General features: G+C 63.9%; 20 protein-coding genes. 15 read left to right on the top strand and 5 right to left on the bottom strand.

Features of this window, described 5'->3' with window-relative positions:
- Positions 1–9: 9 nt before the first annotated feature.
- From Q1V43_RS12845 to miaA, 4 genes are all read right to left on the bottom strand, one after another.
- On the bottom strand, positions 10–1,095 hold the full coding sequence (locus tag Q1V43_RS12845) for an ABC transporter permease (RefSeq protein WP_300518612.1): 1,086 nt from the start codon (positions 1,093–1,095) through the stop codon (positions 10–12).
- Positions 1,096–1,234: 139 nt separating this feature from the next.
- Positions 1,235–2,899 (bottom strand): ABC transporter substrate-binding protein, encoded by a 1,665-nt coding sequence (locus Q1V43_RS12840; RefSeq protein ID WP_300518609.1) that lies wholly within the window; start codon positions 2,897–2,899, stop codon positions 1,235–1,237.
- Positions 2,900–3,175: 276 nt separating this feature from the next.
- Positions 3,176–3,997, bottom strand: a complete 822-nt coding sequence (locus Q1V43_RS12835; protein WP_300518606.1) for an AraC family transcriptional regulator — start codon at positions 3,995–3,997, stop codon at positions 3,176–3,178.
- Positions 3,998–4,288: 291 nt separating this feature from the next.
- Positions 4,289–5,179 (bottom strand): tRNA (adenosine(37)-N6)-dimethylallyltransferase MiaA, encoded by an 891-nt coding sequence (miaA, locus tag Q1V43_RS12830; protein WP_300518604.1) that lies wholly within the window; start codon positions 5,177–5,179, stop codon positions 4,289–4,291.
- A gap of 105 nt (positions 5,180–5,284) precedes the next feature.
- Between miaA and pyrH the strand changes: the two genes are divergently transcribed.
- The 13 genes from pyrH to lpxB all read left to right on the top strand — a co-directional run bounded on the left by pyrH (position 5,285) and on the right by lpxB (position 17,709).
- Positions 5,285–6,025: a UMP kinase gene (pyrH, locus tag Q1V43_RS12825; protein ID WP_300518601.1), complete on the top strand. Its 741-nt coding sequence runs from the start codon at positions 5,285–5,287 to the stop codon at positions 6,023–6,025.
- Positions 6,026–6,122: 97 nt separating this feature from the next.
- Complete coding sequence (frr, locus tag Q1V43_RS12820; protein ID WP_300518598.1) at positions 6,123–6,692, top strand: ribosome recycling factor; 570 nt, start codon at positions 6,123–6,125, stop codon at positions 6,690–6,692.
- A gap of 44 nt (positions 6,693–6,736) precedes the next feature.
- Entirely contained in the window at positions 6,737–7,471 is a 735-nt protein-coding gene (locus tag Q1V43_RS12815) for an isoprenyl transferase (protein ID WP_300518596.1), read from the top strand.
- Positions 7,468–8,265 (top strand): phosphatidate cytidylyltransferase, encoded by a 798-nt coding sequence (locus tag Q1V43_RS12810; RefSeq protein WP_300518594.1) that lies wholly within the window; start codon positions 7,468–7,470, stop codon positions 8,263–8,265. Before Q1V43_RS12815 ends, Q1V43_RS12810 begins: the two co-directional genes overlap by 4 nt.
- Before the next feature lie 18 nt (positions 8,266–8,283).
- Positions 8,284–9,453: a 1-deoxy-D-xylulose-5-phosphate reductoisomerase gene (dxr, locus tag Q1V43_RS12805; RefSeq protein ID WP_300518591.1), complete on the top strand. Its 1,170-nt coding sequence runs from the start codon at positions 8,284–8,286 to the stop codon at positions 9,451–9,453.
- 37 nt (positions 9,454–9,490) lie between these two features.
- On the top strand, positions 9,491–10,828 hold the full coding sequence (gene rseP, locus Q1V43_RS12800; RefSeq protein WP_300518589.1) for an RIP metalloprotease RseP: 1,338 nt from the start codon (positions 9,491–9,493) through the stop codon (positions 10,826–10,828).
- A 142-nt stretch (positions 10,829–10,970) separates the two neighbouring features.
- Positions 10,971–11,102 carry a hypothetical protein gene (locus tag Q1V43_RS12795; RefSeq protein WP_300518586.1) on the top strand — a complete coding sequence of 44 codons (132 nt, stop codon included), beginning with the start codon at positions 10,971–10,973 and terminating at the stop codon, positions 11,100–11,102.
- 274 nt (positions 11,103–11,376) lie between these two features.
- Positions 11,377–13,746: an outer membrane protein assembly factor BamA gene (bamA, locus tag Q1V43_RS12790; RefSeq protein ID WP_300518583.1), complete on the top strand. Its 2,370-nt coding sequence runs from the start codon at positions 11,377–11,379 to the stop codon at positions 13,744–13,746.
- A gap of 40 nt (positions 13,747–13,786) precedes the next feature.
- Complete coding sequence (locus Q1V43_RS12785) at positions 13,787–14,443, top strand: OmpH family outer membrane protein (protein ID WP_300518580.1); 657 nt, start codon at positions 13,787–13,789, stop codon at positions 14,441–14,443.
- Positions 14,444–14,507: 64 nt separating this feature from the next.
- Positions 14,508–14,966 (top strand): 3-hydroxyacyl-ACP dehydratase FabZ, encoded by a 459-nt coding sequence (fabZ, locus tag Q1V43_RS12780; protein WP_300518577.1) that lies wholly within the window; start codon positions 14,508–14,510, stop codon positions 14,964–14,966.
- A gap of 3 nt (positions 14,967–14,969) precedes the next feature.
- Positions 14,970–15,767 carry an acyl-ACP--UDP-N-acetylglucosamine O-acyltransferase gene (gene lpxA / locus Q1V43_RS12775; protein ID WP_300518574.1) on the top strand — a complete coding sequence of 266 codons (798 nt, stop codon included), beginning with the start codon at positions 14,970–14,972 and terminating at the stop codon, positions 15,765–15,767.
- Positions 15,767–16,573 (top strand): UDP-2,3-diacylglucosamine diphosphatase LpxI, encoded by an 807-nt coding sequence (gene lpxI, locus Q1V43_RS12770; RefSeq protein WP_300518571.1) that lies wholly within the window; start codon positions 15,767–15,769, stop codon positions 16,571–16,573. The genes lpxA and lpxI overlap by 1 nt, the downstream gene beginning before the upstream one ends.
- Positions 16,573–17,709, top strand: coding sequence for a lipid-A-disaccharide synthase (gene lpxB, locus Q1V43_RS12765; RefSeq protein ID WP_300518568.1), 1,137 nt, complete (start codon positions 16,573–16,575; stop codon positions 17,707–17,709). Before lpxI ends, lpxB begins: the two co-directional genes overlap by 1 nt.
- A gap of 45 nt (positions 17,710–17,754) precedes the next feature.
- Here the strand turns inward: lpxB and mnmA are convergent, their stop codons facing one another.
- Positions 17,755–18,894, bottom strand: a complete 1,140-nt coding sequence (gene mnmA / locus Q1V43_RS12760; protein WP_300518710.1) for a tRNA 2-thiouridine(34) synthase MnmA — start codon at positions 18,892–18,894, stop codon at positions 17,755–17,757.
- A gap of 125 nt (positions 18,895–19,019) precedes the next feature.
- Here mnmA and Q1V43_RS12755 point away from each other — a divergent pair, with 125 nt between their 5' ends.
- Together Q1V43_RS12755 and Q1V43_RS12750 are read left to right on the top strand one after the other, a co-directional pair.
- Positions 19,020–19,298 carry a DUF1153 domain-containing protein gene (locus tag Q1V43_RS12755; protein ID WP_300518565.1) on the top strand — a complete coding sequence of 93 codons (279 nt, stop codon included), beginning with the start codon at positions 19,020–19,022 and terminating at the stop codon, positions 19,296–19,298.
- A 98-nt stretch (positions 19,299–19,396) separates the two neighbouring features.
- Positions 19,397–19,957 (top strand): response regulator transcription factor (locus tag Q1V43_RS12750; RefSeq protein WP_300518562.1); only part of this gene is annotated, 561 nt, incomplete at its 3' end.

The raw sequence follows: 19,957 nt of genomic DNA, 5'->3' as shown, positions 1-19,957 counted from the left end.
AACCCTCCCTCAGCTGATGCGAATGCGCGGGTTCAGGTAGACATAGCCGATATCGGAAATCAGCTGCGTTACCAGGACGACAAAGACCGACACGACCGACACGCCCAGCAGCATCTCGATGTCGTTGTTGCCGGCGGCTTCCACCAGGGTCCAGCCGAAGCCCTTGTAGTTGAACAGGGTCTCGACGATCACCACGCCGTTCAGAAGCCAGGGGAACTGCAGCATGATCACGGTAAAGGGCGCGATCAGCGCGTTGCGCAGGGCGTGTTTCATCACGATGTTCTGAAAGCTCACCCCCTTCAGCCGCGCGGTGCGGATGTATTGCGCGGTCATCACCTCGGTCATCGAGGCGCGGGTCATGCGCGCGATATAGCCCATGCCGTAAAGCGCGATGGTCAGCACCGGCAGGGTGAAGTTCGCGAAGGTGATATCCTTCATCGCCGAAGTGGCGGTGCCCTTGAACAGCGACTTGCCCTCGATCATTCCCCATTCCGCCAGCAGCGGAGACAGCCCGTATTTGGTTGAAGCCAGCAGCGCGATGAAAATGACGCCCGACACATATTCCGGTGTCGCCGTGGTCAGGATCGACACGGTGGACAGACCGCGATCCAGACGTGACCCCTCGCGCATTCCGGCCAGAACGCCGATGATCAGCGCGCCGGGCACCATGACGCACATCACCGCCAGCATCAGCCATCCGGTGGCGCCCAGGCGCTTGGCGATGATCGAGCCGACCTCCTCGCGAAAGCGCGTCGACCAGCCCCAGTCGCCCTGCACCACGCCACAGAACCGCGGCGCCCCGGAGGCCTCCATGCCCGGACGAATGCACTTGCCGCGAAGCTCACCGTCAGTGCCGGTGATCACGTAACCGGGCACTACTCCTAGCCATTGGCCGTATTTCGACAGCAGGTTGTCCCGGTAGCCGCGGTTCGACAACCAGGTTTCCACCTGTTCGTCGGTCATGCGCATGTTGCCTTGGGTCTTGGCCAGTTTTTCGAGGTTGGGTTCGAGGTTGGTCAAGGTGAAGACGATGAACGTCAGGCAGAGAGCCGTCAGCAGCATGACCGCTACCCGGCGTAAGATGAACAGTCCCATGGGGTGCCCCTGTGGTGGCTGAGCAGACGTGTTTGGCGTGTCTGTTCTTGGTTGTCACACCTCGGAGTCGTTGCATCGAGGTGGAGGTCAGGGGCGCGCCCGTAGGCGCGTCCCCGGTTCATTCGAGGGATGGTCGCCGTCAGGCGCTCAGGCCCCACTTGTAGTGGTGGTGTTCGAACGAGATGTGCATGTCTACGCCCATGATGCCCTCGCGCATGTGGCGGTAAAGCGAGCGCCAGTAGGGCTGGATCGTCACGCCTTCCTCCTGGATCAGCGCCTCCATCTTGGACATCACTTCGCGGCGCTTGTCCGCATCGGCGATCGACAGGGCCTCGGCCAGCATCGCGTCGAACTCGGCATTGGACCAGCCGAATTCGTTCCAGGCCTCGCCCGAGCGATAGGCCAGCGCGTGGATCTGCACGCCCAGCGGACGGTGGTTCCAGTTGGTCGAGCTGAACGGGTAGTTGACCCAGTCGTTCCAGAAGGTGTTGCCCGGCAGCACGGTGCGTTTCACCTTGAAGCCCGCGTCACGCATCTGCGCGGCCACGGCATCGGTGGTGTTACGGCGCCAGTCGTCATCGATCGACATCAGCTCGTGCTCGTAATCCATCATGCCGGCTTCTTCCATCAGCGCGGCGGCGGCGGCCGGGTCGTGCATCAGCGGCGGCAGTTCGGCATATTCCGGGTGCACCGGCCCGACATGGTGGTTCTCGGCGACAGCGCCGCGGCCACCGTAGCCCAGCTCAAGGCAGATCGCGTTGTCGACCGCCATCTGGATCGCCTTGCGCACACGCGTGTCCGCATAGGGTTTCTTGCCGTCCACTTCGGCCAGCTGGTTCGGGCGAATGACCAGGGTGGCCATGGTGACAACTTCGGATTTGGTCAGGCCCAACCCGTCAAGAACGTCGATGAATTCGCCGACCGATTCGTGCAGCACGTCGACCTCTTCCGCCTCGATCGCGGCCATCCAGGCCGACGGGTCGGTGCCGTAGTCGATATACTCGATCGTATCCAGGTAGGGGCCGCCATAGACCTCGGTGCCCCACCAGGCGTGATCGGCGACGCGCTCCAGCGTACAGGTCACGCCCACCTCGAGGTTGGCGATGCGGTAGGGTCCGGTGCCCACGGCGTTGATCGTGTCTTCGGGGTCGTAGTCCTTGTGAACGATCGCGGCCGGGTAGTCCGCCATGCCCGGGATGATCGAGATGTCCGGTGCCGGCAGCATCAGTTTCACGGTGTGGCTGTCGACCACCTGGATCGCGCCTTCAATCGCCATGTTGGTGTTGGCATCGATCAGGGTCGCCATGCGGCCCGCCATCGAGTTGCCCTCTACGTCCTTCTCGCACCAGCGGGTGATGTTGTTCGCCACGTCCTCGGCGGTGAAGTCGTCACCGTTCTGCCACTTGACGCCCTTGCGCACGTTCAGGGTGTATTCGGTCGCATTCTCGTTGATCTCCCAGCTTTCCAGGAGCATGCCGCGGAAGGTCCCGTCGTTGTTGTACTCGACGAGGTATTCCAGCGTGCCGCGGGTCTCGTTGCCGATCTCGGACCAGTCGTAGGTGCGGGTGTCCTTGAGTTCGCGAACGCTCATCTGGACGCGCAGGGTGCCACCTTGTTGCATGTCCGCCGCGGCGTAGGCCGGCTGCGCAGCCCCGATCAGCCCGTAGGCGGCGGAGGCGGTCAGCCCCAGCGCGGTGGCACGGGTCAGGAATTCGCGGCGATCCATTTTGCCGTCGCGGCACTCCTGCGCGTACATCTGCGCGGCCGGATGCATGGGTTTGCCGTTGATGGTCTTGTCGGTCATACGTGGTCTCCCTGTGACACGTCTTGTTATTGGTCGGGGCGATTGCGCACACCGTTGCCGTGTGTCGGCAATCTGCGCGGTCCCTCCGAAACCATGGGGCACCTTTTTAAATGCGACGTCAACGGTCGGATTCGTCATTTCGAGGTCTGATTGCGACATCGTGAACGGCAAAAAGCGACATGACCGCCAAATTGCACACGCAATCGCGCGCTTCGGATATGTGTCTGGCAACTTGACAGTTTTTCAAACGGGGGCCTGCAATGCGCCCTGGTCGCGTTACTGTACCTTGCGGAAACCGGACGGCGTCTGGCCGGTGTGATGCTGGAACGCGCGGGTGAAATAGGCGGGGCTGGCAAAGCCCAGCCGGGCAGCGATATCCTTGATCGGCAGATGCGTCTCGGACAGCAACCGGCGCGCTTCGTAATGCACCCGGTCGCTCAGGATCGCCGAGGCCGGGCGGCCGCAGGCTTTCTTGCAAACCCGGCTCAGATGTGTCGGCGTCACCCCCAGTTCGGCGGCATAGTCGCGCACGGTCTTGGGCGAATGGAATTCCTGTTCGACCAGCGCCGCATAGGCGGCGGCCAGGCGTCCGGTGGCGTCCGGGCGGCTGTCTTCCGGATCCTTCTTGAGCAACTCGCGTTCGATCCAGACCGCCAGCAGCCCCGCGTGGCACATCATCGCCTGATGGGCGAGCGGCGATCCGTTTTCCATCTCGCGCTGGAGGTTGTCGATCATGCGCGACAGTTCCCCCTGCTTGTCCGCTTCGCGCAGGCGCAGGTGGACCGGGTCTTCCGGCAGGGACAGCCGGGTTTCGACCCCGGCGGGGAACACCACGATGGTGCCGAAGGTCTGGTTCGACATCTCGAACCCGTGCATCGTGCCGGCGGGCAGGAAAATCGCGTTGTGGGGTCCGTAACCGGCGGTTTTGCCGCTGACGGTGATACGTCCCTGACCGCGGGTGAACCAGATCAGGACCGGCGCCCCGTAGCTGCGCATCGCCTCGGTCCGCCATCGTCCACCCTTGGCCAGGCGCGCCAGGGGCAGCACACGGAACGGGGATTTCAAGGCGGTCGTCGGGGTGGCAGCAGCGCGGATCATGTGATGTCGTTCTTTTGCAAGAGGCTTGTCATATTCCCTCATTTCCTAGCGGATTTGCAGGAAAATGTCGCCCCGGAATATCAGAAGACCAGTTTGTTTCCAAAGCCATAGGGGGTGCCGCAAGATTTTGGGGGTCGCGCGTATCGGGCCACAAAGGAGGGCGGGAAGGCGTGGAAGCAGAGCAACGAAGACGCGGGCTGAACGACGCATCGAAAGGACCTGTCGCGGTTTGGGGCGAGAATCACCAGGGATTGATTCCCCGTTTTTTTATCGTGGCGGGCGCCGCGCCGCTCAGCCCACAACCACCCTCGTCCAGGCCTTCATCCGGGCCCGGAACCAGGTGCGCTGCCGCTTGGCATATTGCTGCGAGCTGATGATGGCCGCCTGGCGGGCCTCGTCCAGGCTCATGTCTCCGCGCAGATGCCCGATCAGCTCCGGCGCGCCGATGGCCTTGGCGCTGGGGGCCTTGGGATTCCAGTCGTCGAGGTTCCTTCGGGCCTCTTCCAGCGCACCATCGGCCAGCATCGCGTCGAACCTCCGGGCGATACGGTCGCGCAGCCAGTCGCGCCCGGCCTCCAGCACCAGGGGCAGGGTGTCGGAGAGCGGCAAGAGCGGCGGCGGCGTATCGTCCTGCCAGGAGGCAAGGCCCCGCCCGGTGCTGCGCCAGACCTCCCAGGCGCGGGCGACCCGGGCCGGGTTCAGCGGGTCGATGCGGGACAGCGTATCATCGTCAAGCGTTGCCAGCATGGCTTCGCGCCCCTTCTGCGCCAGCAGCGCCTCACCCTCGGCGCGCACCTCGGGCGGGGTTGGCGGAATGTCGGCCAGCCCCTCGGTCAGGGCGGTGAAATACAGTCCGGTTCCGCCAACGATGATCGGCCGGTCCGGCCCCGACAGGATCGGCGCGAGATCGCGCAGCCAGTGTCCGACGGAATAGTCCTGATCCCCGGCCACGTGGCCATAGAGCCTGTGCGAGGCGATCTCCTGTTCCGCCTCCGAGGGGCGCGCGGTCAGCACGCGCCAGTTCGAGAACACCTGCAGCGCATCCGCATTGACCACCACGCCGCCGCCGTGCCGCGCAATCGACAGAGCCAGGGCGGATTTGCCGCTGGCGGTCGGGCCGGCGATCAGCACCGGCCGATCGGCAGGCAGTTCCGCCAGCCGCCGTTTCAGTTCTTCGTCCATGGGCATCCATTTTTTCGGCAGGGTCACGCTTTCCCGCATTGAACCCGACGCCGGTTTCGGCCATTTTGCGCGCCAGACAATCATGACATCGAGTGAGTGGCAACCATGAGCGATCAAGCGCCCGAGACCCCGCGAACGACCTTTGACCGGGTCATGCTGAAAATCTCGGGGGAGGCGCTGATGGGCGACCAGGGTTTCGGCCTGCACCCGCCCACCGTGGAACGCATCGCCCACGAGGTGAAGACGGTGCACGACATGGGGGTCGAGATCTGCATGGTCATCGGCGGCGGCAACATCTTCCGGGGCCTGTCGGGCTCGGCGCAGGGGATGGAACGCACCACCGCCGATTACATGGGCATGCTGGCCACGGTGATGAACGCGCTGGCGATGCAGTCGGCGCTGGAAGGGCTCGGCGTCTATACCCGCGTCATTTCCGCGATCCGCATGGATGAGGTGGCAGAGCCCTACATCCGCCGCCGTGCCGTGCGTCACCTGGAAAAGAAACGTGTCTGCATCTTTGCCGCCGGCACCGGCAACCCCTATTTCACCACCGACACGGCGGCGACCCTGCGCGCCAATGAAATGGCCTGTCAGGCGATCTTCATGGGCAAGAACGGGGTCGACGGGGTCTATGACAAGGACCCCAAGGAACATGCGGATGCCACGCGCTATGACCGGATCACCTATGACGAGGTTCTGGCCAAACGGTTGAAGGTCATGGATGCCTCGGCCATCGCGCTTGCCCGCGACAACAACCTGCCGCTGATCGTTTTCCCGCTGGACGAACCGGGCGGGTTCCGCGGCATCCTGGCGGGCGAGGGGACCTACACCCGCGTCGAGGGCTGAGCCCGACCGCGCGCGGAAGGCTGCGAGCCCCTATACTTCTGCGCGGTGGACGGTCTATAAATCGGGGCAACGGACAACCTAAGGAACGGGCAGAAACATGTCTGACGAAGAATTCGAAATCGACCTGGACGATCTGGAACGCCGCATGGACGGGGCCATGGGGGCTCTGCGCACGGAATTTGCCTCGCTGCGTACGGGCCGCGCCTCGGCCTCGATGCTGGACCCGATCATGGTGGAAGCCTACGGCTCGAAAACACCGCTGAACCAGGTGGGCACCGTGAACGTGCCGGAACCGCGCATGGTCACGGTGAACATCTGGGACAAATCGCTGGTAAACGCCGCTGAAAAGGCCATTCGCGAGTCGGGCCTGGGCATCAACCCCCAGCTCAACGGCACCATCATCATGCTGCCGATCCCCGAACTGAACGAGGAACGCCGCCGCGAACTGACCCGCGTTGCCGCGCAATATGCCGAAAGCGCCCGCGTGGCGATCCGCAACGTGCGTCACCACGGCATGGACCAGTTGAAAAAGGCGAAGAACGCCGGTGGCATGTCCGAGGACGATCAGAAGATCTGGCATGACGAAATCCAGGAGCTGACCGACAAGCACGTTGCTCTGGTCGACAAGGCTCTGGAGACCAAGCAGGAAGAAATCATGCAGGTCTGAGCCGCAGGGCTCGGACCTCATCGGGATCAGTGGAGGGCGGCGTTTTGGCCCCATCGAACAGCCCAGTCAAGGGCAAGGGCGCGCCGCGTCACGTGGCCATCATCATGGATGGCAATGGCCGCTGGGCTCAGGCCCAGGGCAAGCCGCGCCTGTTCGGTCATCACGCCGGCGCCAAACGTGTGCATGAGATTGTCGAGGCCTGTCCGGATCTGGGCGTGAAATACCTGACGATCTTCGCCTTCTCGACCGAGAATTGGAAGCGCACCCAGACCGAGGTGGCGGGGCTGATGAGCCTGTTTCGCCGCTACATCAGCAAGGAAGCCCGCGCATTGCTGGAGGAAGGCGTGCGGGTGCGGTTCATCGGCGATCGGGTGCGGCTCGACAAGAAGCTGGTCAAGCTGATGGACGAGTTGGAAGCGCTGACCGAGGGCAACGACCGCGTGCATCTGACCATCGCGCTGAACTACGGCGGGCGCGACGAGGTCGCGCGCGCCACCAAGCGCCTGGCCCAGGATGTGGCTGCCGGACGACTGGACCCGGAGAGCGTGGATGAAGAAACGCTTCCAAGGTACTTGGATACTTGCGTTTTGCCAGATCCGGACCTGGTAATTCGCACCTCGGGCGAGGCGCGGATTTCGAATTTCCTGCTGTGGCAATCGGCCTATTCGGAATATGAGTTCATCGACACGCTCTGGCCCGATTTCTCCCAACAGGTCTTCGCCGAGATCGTCAATGGGTTCGCCGAACGTGAGCGCCGCTTCGGCGCGGTGCCCGCATGACCAGTGCGGGGTCGCAATGGGCTGATCTGGGCCCGCGTATCGCTTCTGCCGTGGTCATGGTGGCGGTCGGGTTGCTGGGAATCTGGCTGGGCGGGCTGGTCTTCGGGGCGTTGGTCGCCCTGTCGATCGGCCTGATCGGCTGGGAGCTTGCGCGGATGATGGCGCCGGGCCGCGATGTGGTTGCGGTCGGAATCGGCATCGCCATGGGGGCAGGCGTGTTGCTGGCGGGCTTCATGCCGCTGCCGATGGCATTGCTGACCATGTTCTTCATCACCATGCTGGGCGCGGGTGGATTGGGACCGGAACCGGACCGCATCCGCTTTCTGGTCTACGGGTTCTACATCATGATCGCGGGCTACACGCTGACCGGTGCACGGGAGGAGGCGGGGCTGGTCGCGATCCTCTGGCTGGTGGCGCTGGTCGTGGCCACCGACGTGGCAGGCTATTTCGCTGGGCGCATCATTGGCGGGCCGAAGTTCTGGCCGGCGGTGAGCCCCAAGAAAACCTGGTCGGGCACGGTTGCGGGCTGGATTGCCGCGGCCCTGGTGGGCCTGGCCTTCGCCGCACATCTGCCGGGAATGACTCTCGTCTTGGCCATGCTCCTTTCGGTGGCGCTGAGCTTTGCCAGCCAAATGGGGGATGCCGCCGAAAGCGCCTTGAAACGGCGCACCGGGGTCAAGGACAGTTCGAACCTGATTCCGGGACATGGCGGCCTGTTTGACCGATTCGATGCCCTTCTGGGTGCGGCATTCACCCTTTTCGTCGCCCACCAGCTGGGCTTCTTCGGGGGCTGACACCGCATGAGTGGCGAGATGCGCAGGATTTCCATTTTCGGGGCCACCGGCTCCATCGGGGCGAGCACGCTGGACCTGATCGGGCGTGACTCCGACGCCTATGAGGTCGTGGCGCTGACCGGCGGGCACAATATCGCCCGCCTGGCCGAACAGGCGCGCCGGTTCGACGCACAGATTGCCGTCACCGCCCACGACAGCCGCCTTGCGGAACTGCGCGCGGCCCTGTCGGGCACCGGCATCGAGGCCGCCGCCGGGCAGGCTGCGCTGGACGAGGCCGCCTGCCGCCCGGTCGACTGGGCCATGTCCGCCATCGTTGGCGCGGCGGGGCTGGAACCCGGCCTGCGCGTGCTGGAACATCACGGCACCCTGGCGCTTGCCAACAAGGAAAGCCTAGTCTGCGCCGGACCGCTTCTGATGGCCACGGCCCAGGCGCACAAGGCGCGCGTACTGCCCGTGGACAGCGAACATAGCGCCGTTTTCCAGGGCCTGGTGGGCGAGGATATCGACGCGGTCGAACGGATCATCATCACGGCAAGTGGCGGGGCGTTCCGCGACTGGCCGATCGACAAACTGGCCGAGGCCACGCTCGATCAGGCAAGCTCCCACCCGAACTGGGACATGGGGCAGCGCATCACGATCGACTCGGCCTCCATGTTCAACAAAGCGCTGGAACTTATTGAAACCAAAGAGTTCTTCGGTATCGACCCCGCCAAGATCGAGGTGCTGGTCCATCCGCAGAGCCTGGTGCATGCCATTGTCGGCTTCAACGATGGGGGCATGATGGCCCATGTCGGTCCACCCGACATGCGACACGCGATCGGCTATGCGCTGCATTGGCCGGAACGGCGCGCCCTGCCGGTCGAGCGGCTGGATCTGGCCGCCATCGGCCAGCTCGAATTCCGCGCGCCCTGCGACACCCGCTACCCGGCGCTGCGGCTTGCACGCGAGGTCATGGCGGCGGGGGGCATGTCCGGCGCGATCTTCAACGCGGCCAAGGAAGTGGCGCTGGACGGGTTCATCTCAGGCTCCATCGGCTTCATGGACATGGCTGCCGTGGTCGAGGAGGCGCTGACCCGCCTGTCTTCGGACTCGGGACTTGTTCATGCCGCATTCACTCTTGATAACGTGCGCGCGGCGGACCAGATGGGACGTGTGACCGCACAACAGATCATCGACGCCCGGCCGTGACCGGCGCCGCACAGAATACTGCCCAAGGGAGGCGCATGTGGACCTGAACGGATTTCTATCCTCCTTCGGCAATGCCGGTTTCATCGCGGTGGCCTTTGTCGTCGCGCTGTCGATCATCGTGACCGTGCATGAATACGGCCATTATATCGTCGGGCGCTGGTCCGGGATCCGGGCGGATGTGTTCTCGCTGGGCTTCGGGCCGGTGCTGATCCGCCGGACCGACAAACGCGGCACGGTCTGGCAGGTCGCGGCCATCCCTCTGGGAGGGTACGTGAAGTTCCACGGCGACAGCAACGCCGCCTCGGGCAAGGGCGACGAAGAGGAACTGGCGGAGATGAGCGCACAGGAGCTGCGCACCACCTTGCACGGCGCCCCCCTTTGGGCGCGCGCGGCGACGGTCCTGGCCGGACCCGTTTTCAACTTTATCCTTTCTGCGATCGTCTTTGCCGGGTTCCTGTTGGTGCAGGGCGTGCCGACGAACTACGGTCTTGTCGCCGAGGTGGCAGAGCTTCCGGGGGTGGAGACCACCTTGCAACCGGGTGATCAAATCCTTGAAATCGCGGGCGTTCCCATTCCCGAGGACGAGGCATTCGGGGAATACCTGGAAAGCCTGCCGGAACAGTCCATGCTGCCCTATCTGGTGCGGCGCGACGGTCAGGTGATCGAACTGACCGCCTATCACCCGCGCCCGGCGCTGGTGGGGTTCCTCAGCCAGGCGGGCGCCGCCGAGCGGGCCGGGATCCAGGTCGGCGATCTGATCACTGTCGCCAATGGCAACCCGATGGCGACCTTCGGCAGCCTGCAGGATGTCGTGGTGAACGGCGCGGGGGCGCCGGTCGCGCTGGAGCTGCGCCGGGGGGACGAAACCGTGGCCCTGACCCTGACCCCCGAGGCACGTGACGAGCCTGATCCCGACGGCGGATTCCGCACGGTCTGGCGCATCGGTGTGGGCGGCGACCTGTTGTTTGCACCCGGCCCGCGCCCGGCGGGGATCGGGGAAAGCCTGGCCTTTGGCGTAACCCAGACCGGCGAGATCATCAGCACCTCGCTCTCGGGTCTCTGGGCCATGATCTCGGGCCAGATCGGGACCTGCAACATCTCCGGTCCGATCGGCATTGCCAAGGTGGCCGGCGGGGCGGCTGAACGGGGGATTTCGGATTTCATCTGGATGGTTGCCGTGATCTCCACGGCCATCGGGCTGCTGAACCTCTTCCCGATTCCGGTTCTCGATGGCGGCCACCTGGTGTTTCACGCCTTCGAGGCGATCACCGGCCGTCCGCCCAGCGACCGTGCGCTGAACATCCTGATGACCGGCGGGCTGATCCTTGTGCTCAGCCTGATGATATTCGGGTTGAGCAACGATCTATTCTGCTGACCGACTGCAGGGGGAATCTCCTGGATTTGCGCCGAAACCGCGGTACGAACCTGCAAATGCCACAATTTCGCCTTATTCCCGGGCTGCCGGGGTCACATTCCCCTGTCACACGGGAGGGGAATACAAGCGAAAGAGGCTCGTCATGGAACATATTCAGCAAGGCACACGCGGCCTGTCGCTTCTGGTCGACCTGAATTGGGACCGCCTGTTCTACGTCGGAACAATCGCTGCGGCCCTTGGCGCCGGAGCCGCCCTGGGGGCTTTCCTGGGCTGAAATCAACGGCCTGTCGGAAAATCGGCAACAAACCCGCACATATCGAACCTGATACCCGCCACAAAGCCGCCTCTGTCCGCCCGCCAGCGACAGGGGCGGTTTCGCGCTTTGACAAGCCCGTCACAAGCCATTAATCCGAACGGAGTGTTTGGTGCGCCGTGACTCGGCACGCAATTTGACACGATTAGTGCCGGGAAACGTCCCAGAATGCGGTCCACTGCCACGGACCGGGGCGGGGTCCGGGGATTGGGATGTCTGAGCGAAAGATTGCAAGATGCTGAAAAACTCGGGAATTAATGCCGGGATTGCTGGTGGGACACTGAGATTTGCAACGCGCAGCGCCCTGGCGCTGTTCCTGGCGACCACCGCCGTTACCTCCTTGCCACCGCAGCCCGCCGCCGCCCAGACCTATGCCTTCACCCGGGTCGAGATCGAAGGCAACCGCCGGATCGAGGCCGCCACCATCCTGAGTTATCTGGGCGTGGAGCGCGGCGAGACCCTGTCGGCCGCCGAGTTGAACGACGGCTACCGACGGTTGCAGGGCTCGGGCCTGTTCGAAAGGGTCGCGCTTGTCCCGCAGGGCAACCTTCTGGTCGTCCGGGTGCAGGAATTTCCGACCATCAACCGGGTTTCCATCGAGGGCAACAGGCGACTGAAGGATGAAGTGTTCGACAGTCTGCTGCAATCGGCTCCGCGCCAGGTCTATTCCCCGTCGGCCGCCGAAGCCGACGCCCGCACCATCATCGAAGCCTATCAATCGCAGGGCCGGATTGCCGCCACGGTCGATCCGGTGATCATTCGTCGTTCGAACAACCGCGTCGACCTGGTGTTCGAAGTCTCCGAAGGCCGCACGGTCGAGGTCGAACGCCTGACCTTTACCGGCAACCGTGACTTCTCGGACCGTCGACTGCGTCGCGTTCTGGAAACCAAGCAGGCCGGCATCCTGCGTCAGTTCATCCGTGCCGACACTTATGTGCCGGACCGGATCGAATTCGACAAACAGGTGCTGCGCGATTTCTACCAGTCGCGCGGCTATATCGACTTCCAGGTCACGGCCGTGGCCAGCGAAATGGCGCGCGAACGCGACGCCTTCTTCGTGACCTTCCAGGTCCGCGAGGGGCAGAGCTTCGAGTTTGGCGAAATCACCACGACGTCAGACCTGGCCGAGGTGGACCCGGACGAGTTCCACGCGGTGTCGCGTATTCGCCCCGGTCAGACCTACAACCCTGCCGCGCTGGAAAACACGATCGCACGCATGGAGCGGCTGGCAATCCAGAAGGGGCTGAACTTCATCCGGGTCGAGCCGCGCGTGACGCGCAACGACCGCAGCCAGACCCTTGATATCGAACTGGTCGTGACCCGCGGCCCGCGCATCATTGTCGAACGGATCGACATCGAGGGCAACGCGACCACGCTTGACCGCGTTGTGCGCAACCAGTTCCGAGTGGTCGAGGGCGACCCGTTCAACCCGCGCGAAATCCGCGAGGCGGCGGAACGGATCCGGGCGCTTGGCTTCTTCTCCACCGCCGACGTGCAGGCCCGCGAGGGATCCGGCCCGGGCACGGTTGTGATTGATGTCGATGTGGAAGAACAGCCCACCGGCAGCCTGTCCTTTGGCGGGTCCTATTCCTCGGAATCCGGACTTGGGTTGAACCTGGCCTTCACGGAACGCAATTTCCTGGGGCGGGGCCAATACCTGTCGCTCAGCTTCAACAGCGGCTCGGACACACGGTCGTTCAACTTCGGCTTTGTCGAACCGAACACGCTGGGTCGGGATCTGGCCTTCGGCATCAGGGCTTCCTACGCGGACTCCGACAATGCGGATGACGAGGATTACGACACCGCGGTCGTGCGTTTCCGCCCCTCTCTTGAATTCCCGGTCAGCGAAAACGGGCGTCTGAAGCTCAGCACCTTCGTTGAAAGCATCGAAATGACCGGCGCGGGTCTGGATCCTGCCGACGTGTCCACGCTGATCATCGACGACATTGCCCTTGGGCGACAGACCGGGGCGGGGGTCGGCGTGTCCTATACCTGGGACACACGGCGCACCGGACTGAACCCGGAGGCAGGCGTAAGGGCAAACGTGGCTCTGGACCTCGGCGGGTTCGGCGCTGATTACGAATATGCCGAGGCGACGGCCTCACTGACCGGTCGTACGCTGGTTCTGAATGACCAGATAACCCTGCGCGGGACCGTGGAAGGCGGGGCGTTGATCGGGCTTGGGGATACGGGCAGCCGGATCGTTGACCGTTTTTCGCTTGGGACAAGCAAGATGCGCGGTTTCGAGCCAAACGGAATCGGCCCGCGCGATTTGACGCTCGATTCCGGGGGCGATCCCAAGGATGACGCGCTTGGGGGTAATTTCTACGCCGTCACGCGGCTTGAAGCGGAGTTCCCGCTGGGTCTGCCCGAGGAATACGGCATAACCGGTGGTCTGTTTGTTGATGCGGGCACCCTGTGGGGGCTGGATGACAATCTGGGCGGATTGATTGATGACGCCGCGCATATTCGGGCCGTTGTCGGCGCGTCGGTCTTCTGGACGACGGCCATCGGGCCCTTGCGTTTCAACTTCACCCACGCGTTGGCGAAGGAAGACTATGACAAGGAAACCAGCTTCGAGTTCACCATCCAGACCGAGTTCTGATCGACGCGGAGCTGCGAAGAGACGGCCCGGACCTGGCGTGATGCGCGCCCTTGCGCTTGTCTTCGTCACAACTGTTGCCGGTGTTCTGGGCGTGCCGGAAGGCCTCCGCGCGCAGGAGGGATCCCCTGCGCCGACGCAATTCGTCACGCTGGACAGGGACAGGTTGTTCCAGGGGACACAGTTTGGTCGACGGGTGATCGAACAGCTGGCCAACCAGGGCCTGCAACTTGCCGAGGAAACCCAGGAGCTTGAAGCCGCTCTGGAAGCCGAAGAACTGGCTCTGACCGAGGCGCGCAAGACCCTGACCCCCGCTGAGTTTCGCGCCAAGGCCGATGCTTTCGACGAAAAGGTCGTGGCCCTGCGCGCCGAGGCAGAGCTTGCAAGCGCGCGGTTCACGGCGTTGCGCGCATCCGAGCAGCGGATGTTCGAAGAACGTGTCGTGAGTGTCCTGCGCGAGCTGGTCGCGGATCTGGGGGCGGTTGCCATCCTGGATCGCACCGCCATCCTGCTGTCCGCGCGCAACATCGACATCACCGACCTGGCGATTGCCCGGATCGATGCCACCCTTGGGGACGGCACCCAGCCGGAAGAGCAGCCCGCCGACGATCCCGGCGTTTCCCCACAGCCGGAAACGCCCTCGTCCGACGGAGCGGCGCCGAAAGAGGAGCCTGCCGACGATCCGGGCCGGCACGACTGATCGCCATTGTTTCACGGCGCCCGGCTTGTTAGTCAGGGACGACAGAAGAACAAGGGATACCCCGATGACCGACATGCCGACCAGTGCCGATATCCACCTGATCCAGAAGTGCATTCCGCACCGTTACCCATTCCTTTTGGTGGACCGGGTCGAGGACATCGTACCCGGTCAATCCTGTCGCGGCATCAAAATGGTCACGATGAACGAACCGCATTTCCAGGGCCACTTTCCCGGCGCCCCGATCATGCCCGGTGTGACCATCATCGAAGCGATGGCCCAGGCTGCCGCCGTGATGGCCTCGATCAGCCTGGACATCGTGGAAAAGGATGCGCTGGTCTATTTCATGGGCATCGACAAGGCCAAGTTCCGCCGCAAGGTGGTGCCGGGCGACATGCTGGAGCTCTTCGTGACCGTGAACCGCTCGGGCTCGAAGATCTGGAAATTCTCCGGGGTTGCCAAGGTCGGTGACGAGGTCGCCTGCGAGGCAGATTTCACCGCGATGCTGGACCTTCAGGGGGCGTGAGCCATGGGAATTGATCCCAGCGCAGAGGTCCATTCCAGCGCCATCGTCGAAGACGGCGCCGTGGTCGGGCCGGACTGCATTGTCGGCCCCTTCACCATCGTCGGCGCCAAGGTCCGGCTGGGCCGGGGGGTGCATCTGAAAAGCCACGTTGTGGTGACGGGCGATACCTCGATCGGGGAGGAAACCGTTGTCTTTCCCTTCGCCGTGATCGGTGAAGTTCCGCAGGACCTGAAATTCGGCGGCGAGGAAACCCGGCTGGACATCGGCGCACGCAACCGGATTCGTGAACATGTCACGATGAATCCGGGCACCGCCGGCGGAGGCGGGCTGACCAGGATCGGCGATGACGGGCTGTTCATGGCCGGCTGCCACGTGGCCCATGACTGCCAGATCGGCAATCACGTCATCCTGGTGAACAACGTCGCCGTCGCGGGGCACTGTCACATCGACGATCAGGTGATCGTCGGCGGCCTCTCGGGCATCCATCAGTTCGTGCGCATCGGTCGTGGCGCCATCATCGGTGCGCTGTCCATGGTGACTTCGGACGTGTTGCCCCACGCGCTGGTCCAGGGCCCGCGCGGGGAGCTCGACGGGCTGAACCTGGTCGGGCTGAAGCGTCGCGGTGTGGACCGCGCCGACATCACCGCGCTTCGTGCTGCCTTCCTGATGCTCAAACAGGGCGAGGGCAACTTTCAGGAACGTGCCCGGCGGCTCGAGGAAGAGGCCGACAGCGACTATGTGCGCGAGATGGTGGCCTTTATCCTGGGCGACAGCGATCGCGGCTTTCTGACGCCCAGCTGATGGAACCGCGCCTGGCCATCCTTGCCGGTCACGGCCAGTTGCCGCGCGAGATCGCGGCGGCGGATGACACGGCGCTGTTCGTCACCTTCGACGGGGTGGACGTCGACGTGCCGGAAGGGCAGCTGCATCTGCGGGCCAGTTTCGAAAAGCTGGGTGCCCTGTTCAAGGATCTGCGCGCGCATTCGGTGAACGAGGTGGTCTTTGCCGGCTCGATGACCCGCCCCCACCTGAACCCGCTCAGGTTCGACATGAAAACCGCGCGGCTGATGCCGCGGGTCATGAAGGCGATGGCGGGTGGCGACGACGGGCTTCTGCGCGTGATCATCGAGATTTTCGAGGCCGAGGGGTTCATCGTCTCCGGCGCCCATGAGGTCGCCCCCGCGCTGAAGGTGCATGCCCATACGCTTTTTGGCCGGCAGCCGACGAAACAGGAACGTGACGATGCGGTGCGCGCCGCCGATATCCTGATCGCGCTTTCTCCCATGGATGTCGGGCAGGGCTGTGTCGTTGCCGGCGGGCAATGCCTGGGCATCGAGACGATCCAGGGCACCGACGCGCTTCTGCGCTATGTGGCAACCACGCCCGAGCACCTGAAACGCGGCGAGAAGGGCGTGCTGGTCAAAGCGGCCAAGGAGGGTCAGGATCTGCGCGTCGACATGCCCACCATCGGTCCCGAAACGATCCGCGGCGTGGCCGGGGCCGGGCTGGCCGGTCTGTTCATTGCCGCCGGCGGCGTCATCGTGTTGGAGCAGGAAGAGGTCGAACGCCTGGTGCGTGAACACGACCTTTTCCTGTTGGCGCGCTGATGCGGGTGTTCATCATCGCGGGTGAACCCTCGGGCGACCGGCTGGGCGGGGCGCTGATGGAGGGGCTCAAACAGCTCACTCCGGGTGTCGAATTTGCCGGTGTCGGCGGCGCGGCGATGCAGGGGCAGGGGCTGAACAGCCAGTTCGACATGTCGGAACTGTCGATCATGGGTATTGTCGAGGTCGCGCCGAAATATTTCCACCTGAAACGGCGCATACGCGAGGTGGCCGAGGCCGCGCTGGCCTTCGAACCGGATGTGATCGTCACCATCGACAGCCCGGATTTCTGCCTGCGCGTGGCCACGCTGGTGAAAGCGGTCAGCGACATTCCCACCGTGCATTACGTGGCGCCTTCCGTCTGGGCCTGGCGCGAGGGGCGCGCGGCGAAGATGGCGAAGGTGATCGACCACGTGCTGGCGCTTTTGCCGTTCGAGCCGCCGCTGATGCAGGCCGCTGGCATGGGCTGTGATTTCGTGGGCCACCCGGTGGTGGCTGAGCCCGTCGCGACGGGCGACGACGTGGCGGCCTTCCGAACCGAACGCGGTATCGGCGATGCACCGCTGCTGCTGGCCCTGCCGGGCTCGCGCAGGGGCGAGGTCGGACGGCTGGGCGACATCTTTGGCGAGGTGCTGCGCCGGGCGGTGGCCGAACGTCCCGACATCCGCGTGGTGGTGCCGGTCGCTCAGGGGGTCGAGGAGGACGTGGCCCGGGTCACTTCGGGCTGGCCGGGGCAGGTGGTGCGGATTCCGCCCGCCGATGCGCAGGCGAAACGCGCGGCCTTTGCCGCGGCCGATGTGGCGCTGGCAGCTTCGGGGACCGTGTCGCTGGAACTCGCAGCCGCGGACACGCCGATGGTGATCGCCTATGACATGAACTGGCTGACCCGCCAGATCGTGAAACGCATGATCAAGATCGACACGGCGACATTGGTCAACCTGGTGTCGGAAACCCGCGCGGTGCCGGAGTTCCTGGGCGCGGATTGCCTGCCCGAAAAGATCGCCCCGGCGCTCTTGTCGGTGCTCGATGCGCCGGGGGATCAGCGCGCGGCCATGCAGGTCACGATGGAGCGTCTCGGCCGTGGCGGCGAAGCGCCCGGCCTGAGGGCCGCGCGATCTGTCCTGTCCGTCGTGCGCTGACGCCCCGTTCGGACCGCCGGTTGCGGCGTGCCGGGAGCCGGGGGTTTACTTCCCGCGCCAGATCCAGCCGCCGCCAAAAACACGCGGCCCCTCGGGGGCGTAGAAGACACAGGCCTGTCCCGGGCTCACCCCTTCCTCGGGCGAAAGCAGTTCGACCTCGGCCTCGGTTTCCGAAATCGGCCGCACGATCGCATCGCGCGGCGGGCGGGTCGAACGCACCTTGACAGCCAGCTCCCACTGGTCGCGCGAAGTGAAGGGCTCATCCCCCAGCCAGTTGATCTCGCGCACCGGGATGATCCGGGTCGACAGCATCTCCTTCGGGCCGACGATCACCTGCTTGTTGTCCACGTCCAGCTTGACCACGTAAAGGGGGTCCGACAGCCCGCCGATCCCCAGCCCGCGCCGCTGACCGATCGTGTAATGGATCACCCCCTTGTGGGTGCCCAGAACCCGGCCGTCCGCATGCACGATCTCTCCCGGCTCGGCCGCACCAGGGCGCAGCTTTTCGATCACCGAGGCATAATCGCCATTTGGCACGAAACAGATGTCCTGGCTGTCGGGCTTGTCCGCCACCTCCAGCCCGTATTTGCGCGCCAGCGCCCGGGTTTCGTCCTTGGTCTTGAGATGGCCCAGCGGGAAGCGCAGGTAATTCAGCTGCTCCGGTGTGGTCGAGAACAGGAAATAGCTCTGGTCACGAGCCGGATCGGCGGCGCGATGCAGTTCGGCCCCCCTGGCCCCCATGTCGCGCTGGATATAGTGGCCGGTCGCCATGCAATCGGCGCCCAGGTCGCGTGCGGTCTCCATCATGTCCTTGAACTTTACCCGCTCGTTGCAGCGAATGCAGGGCACGGGCGTGGCGCCGGCGAGGTAACTGTCGGCGAACTCGTCGATCACCGCGTCCTGGAAGATGTTCTCATAGTCCAGCACGTAGTGGGGGAAACCCATCGTATCGGCCACCCGGCGCGCATCGTGGATGTCGATCCCCGCACAGCAGGCGCCCTTCTTGGCCAGCGCCGCACCATGGTCATAGAGCTGCAGGGTCACGCCGACCACGTCATAGCCTTCCTCGGCCAGCATCGCGGCCACGACGGAACTGTCCACGCCGCCGGACATCGCCACGACCACGCGGGTCTGGGCCGGCGGCTTGGCAAAGCCCAGCGAGTTCAGCTTCGTTTCGATGTCCATCATGCATCCCCCAGGGAAAGAGACCCGAAATATAGGAAAATTCGACACAACAACAAGGGGGGGCTTCACCGCTTCTTAAACCTGTCCGGTCAGATTGGCCCCGAGTGACGTATCGGGAGCCACAGATGTATCTCAAGAAAGTCGATGGACCACGTGCCGTGACCTTGCCGGACGGGTCGATCATGACGCGCGCCGACCTGCCACCGCAGGATACGCGCAGATGGGTCGCCAGCCGCAAGGCTGCGGTGGTGAAGGGGGTGACACACGGGCTCATCACCCTGGCCGACGCGCTCACGCTCTATGGCCTGTCGGAAGAAGAATATTCCGAATGGGCTGGCGCGGTCGAAAACCATGGGGAGGCGGCGTTGAAAGCAACGGCTCTTCAAAAGTATAGACAACCCTAGGGTGTATTCGCTAAAAGTTCTCTGTGGGTAACGGGGCATTAACCATTTCCAGCCTAACTGTTTGCAAAAGGAACGGAAGATTTAGCGGAGACTACAAAATGCGCATCCTGCTGGTGGAAGACGATCCCACGACAAGCCGCAGCATCGAACTCATGCTGACCCACGCCAATCTCAACGTCTATTCCACGGACCTGGGCGAGGAAGGCATCGATCTGGCCAAGCTTTACGATTACGACCTGATTTTGCTGGATTTGAACCTGCCTGACATGAATGGGCACGATGTTCTGCGCCAACTGCGCATGTCGCGGATCGACACGCCGATCCTGATCCTCACCGGTGCAGATGATACGGAAAACAAGATCAAGGGATTTGGCTTCGGCGCCGACGACTACATGACCAAGCCCTTCCACCGCGAGGAACTGGTGGCGCGTATCCACGCGATCATTCGGCGTTCGAAGGGGCATTCTCAATCGGTCATTCGCACAGGTAAGATATCAGTCAACCTTGACGCGAAAACCGTGGAGACTGACGGGCGGACCGTGCATCTGACCGGCAAGGAATACCAGATGCTTGAGCTTCTGTCCCTGCGCAAGGGCACCACGCTGACCAAGGAAATGTTCCTGAACCACCTCTATGGCGGTATGGACGAGCCCGAGCTG

Origin of the sequence: Aliiroseovarius sp., from assembly GCF_030148435.1 — a bacterium.
In the GTDB taxonomy this organism is placed as follows: domain Bacteria; phylum Pseudomonadota; class Alphaproteobacteria; order Rhodobacterales; family Rhodobacteraceae; genus JASBTN01.
Note: the sequence above shows the minus strand (reverse complement) of the source record. Positions and strands in the feature narration are given on the sequence as shown.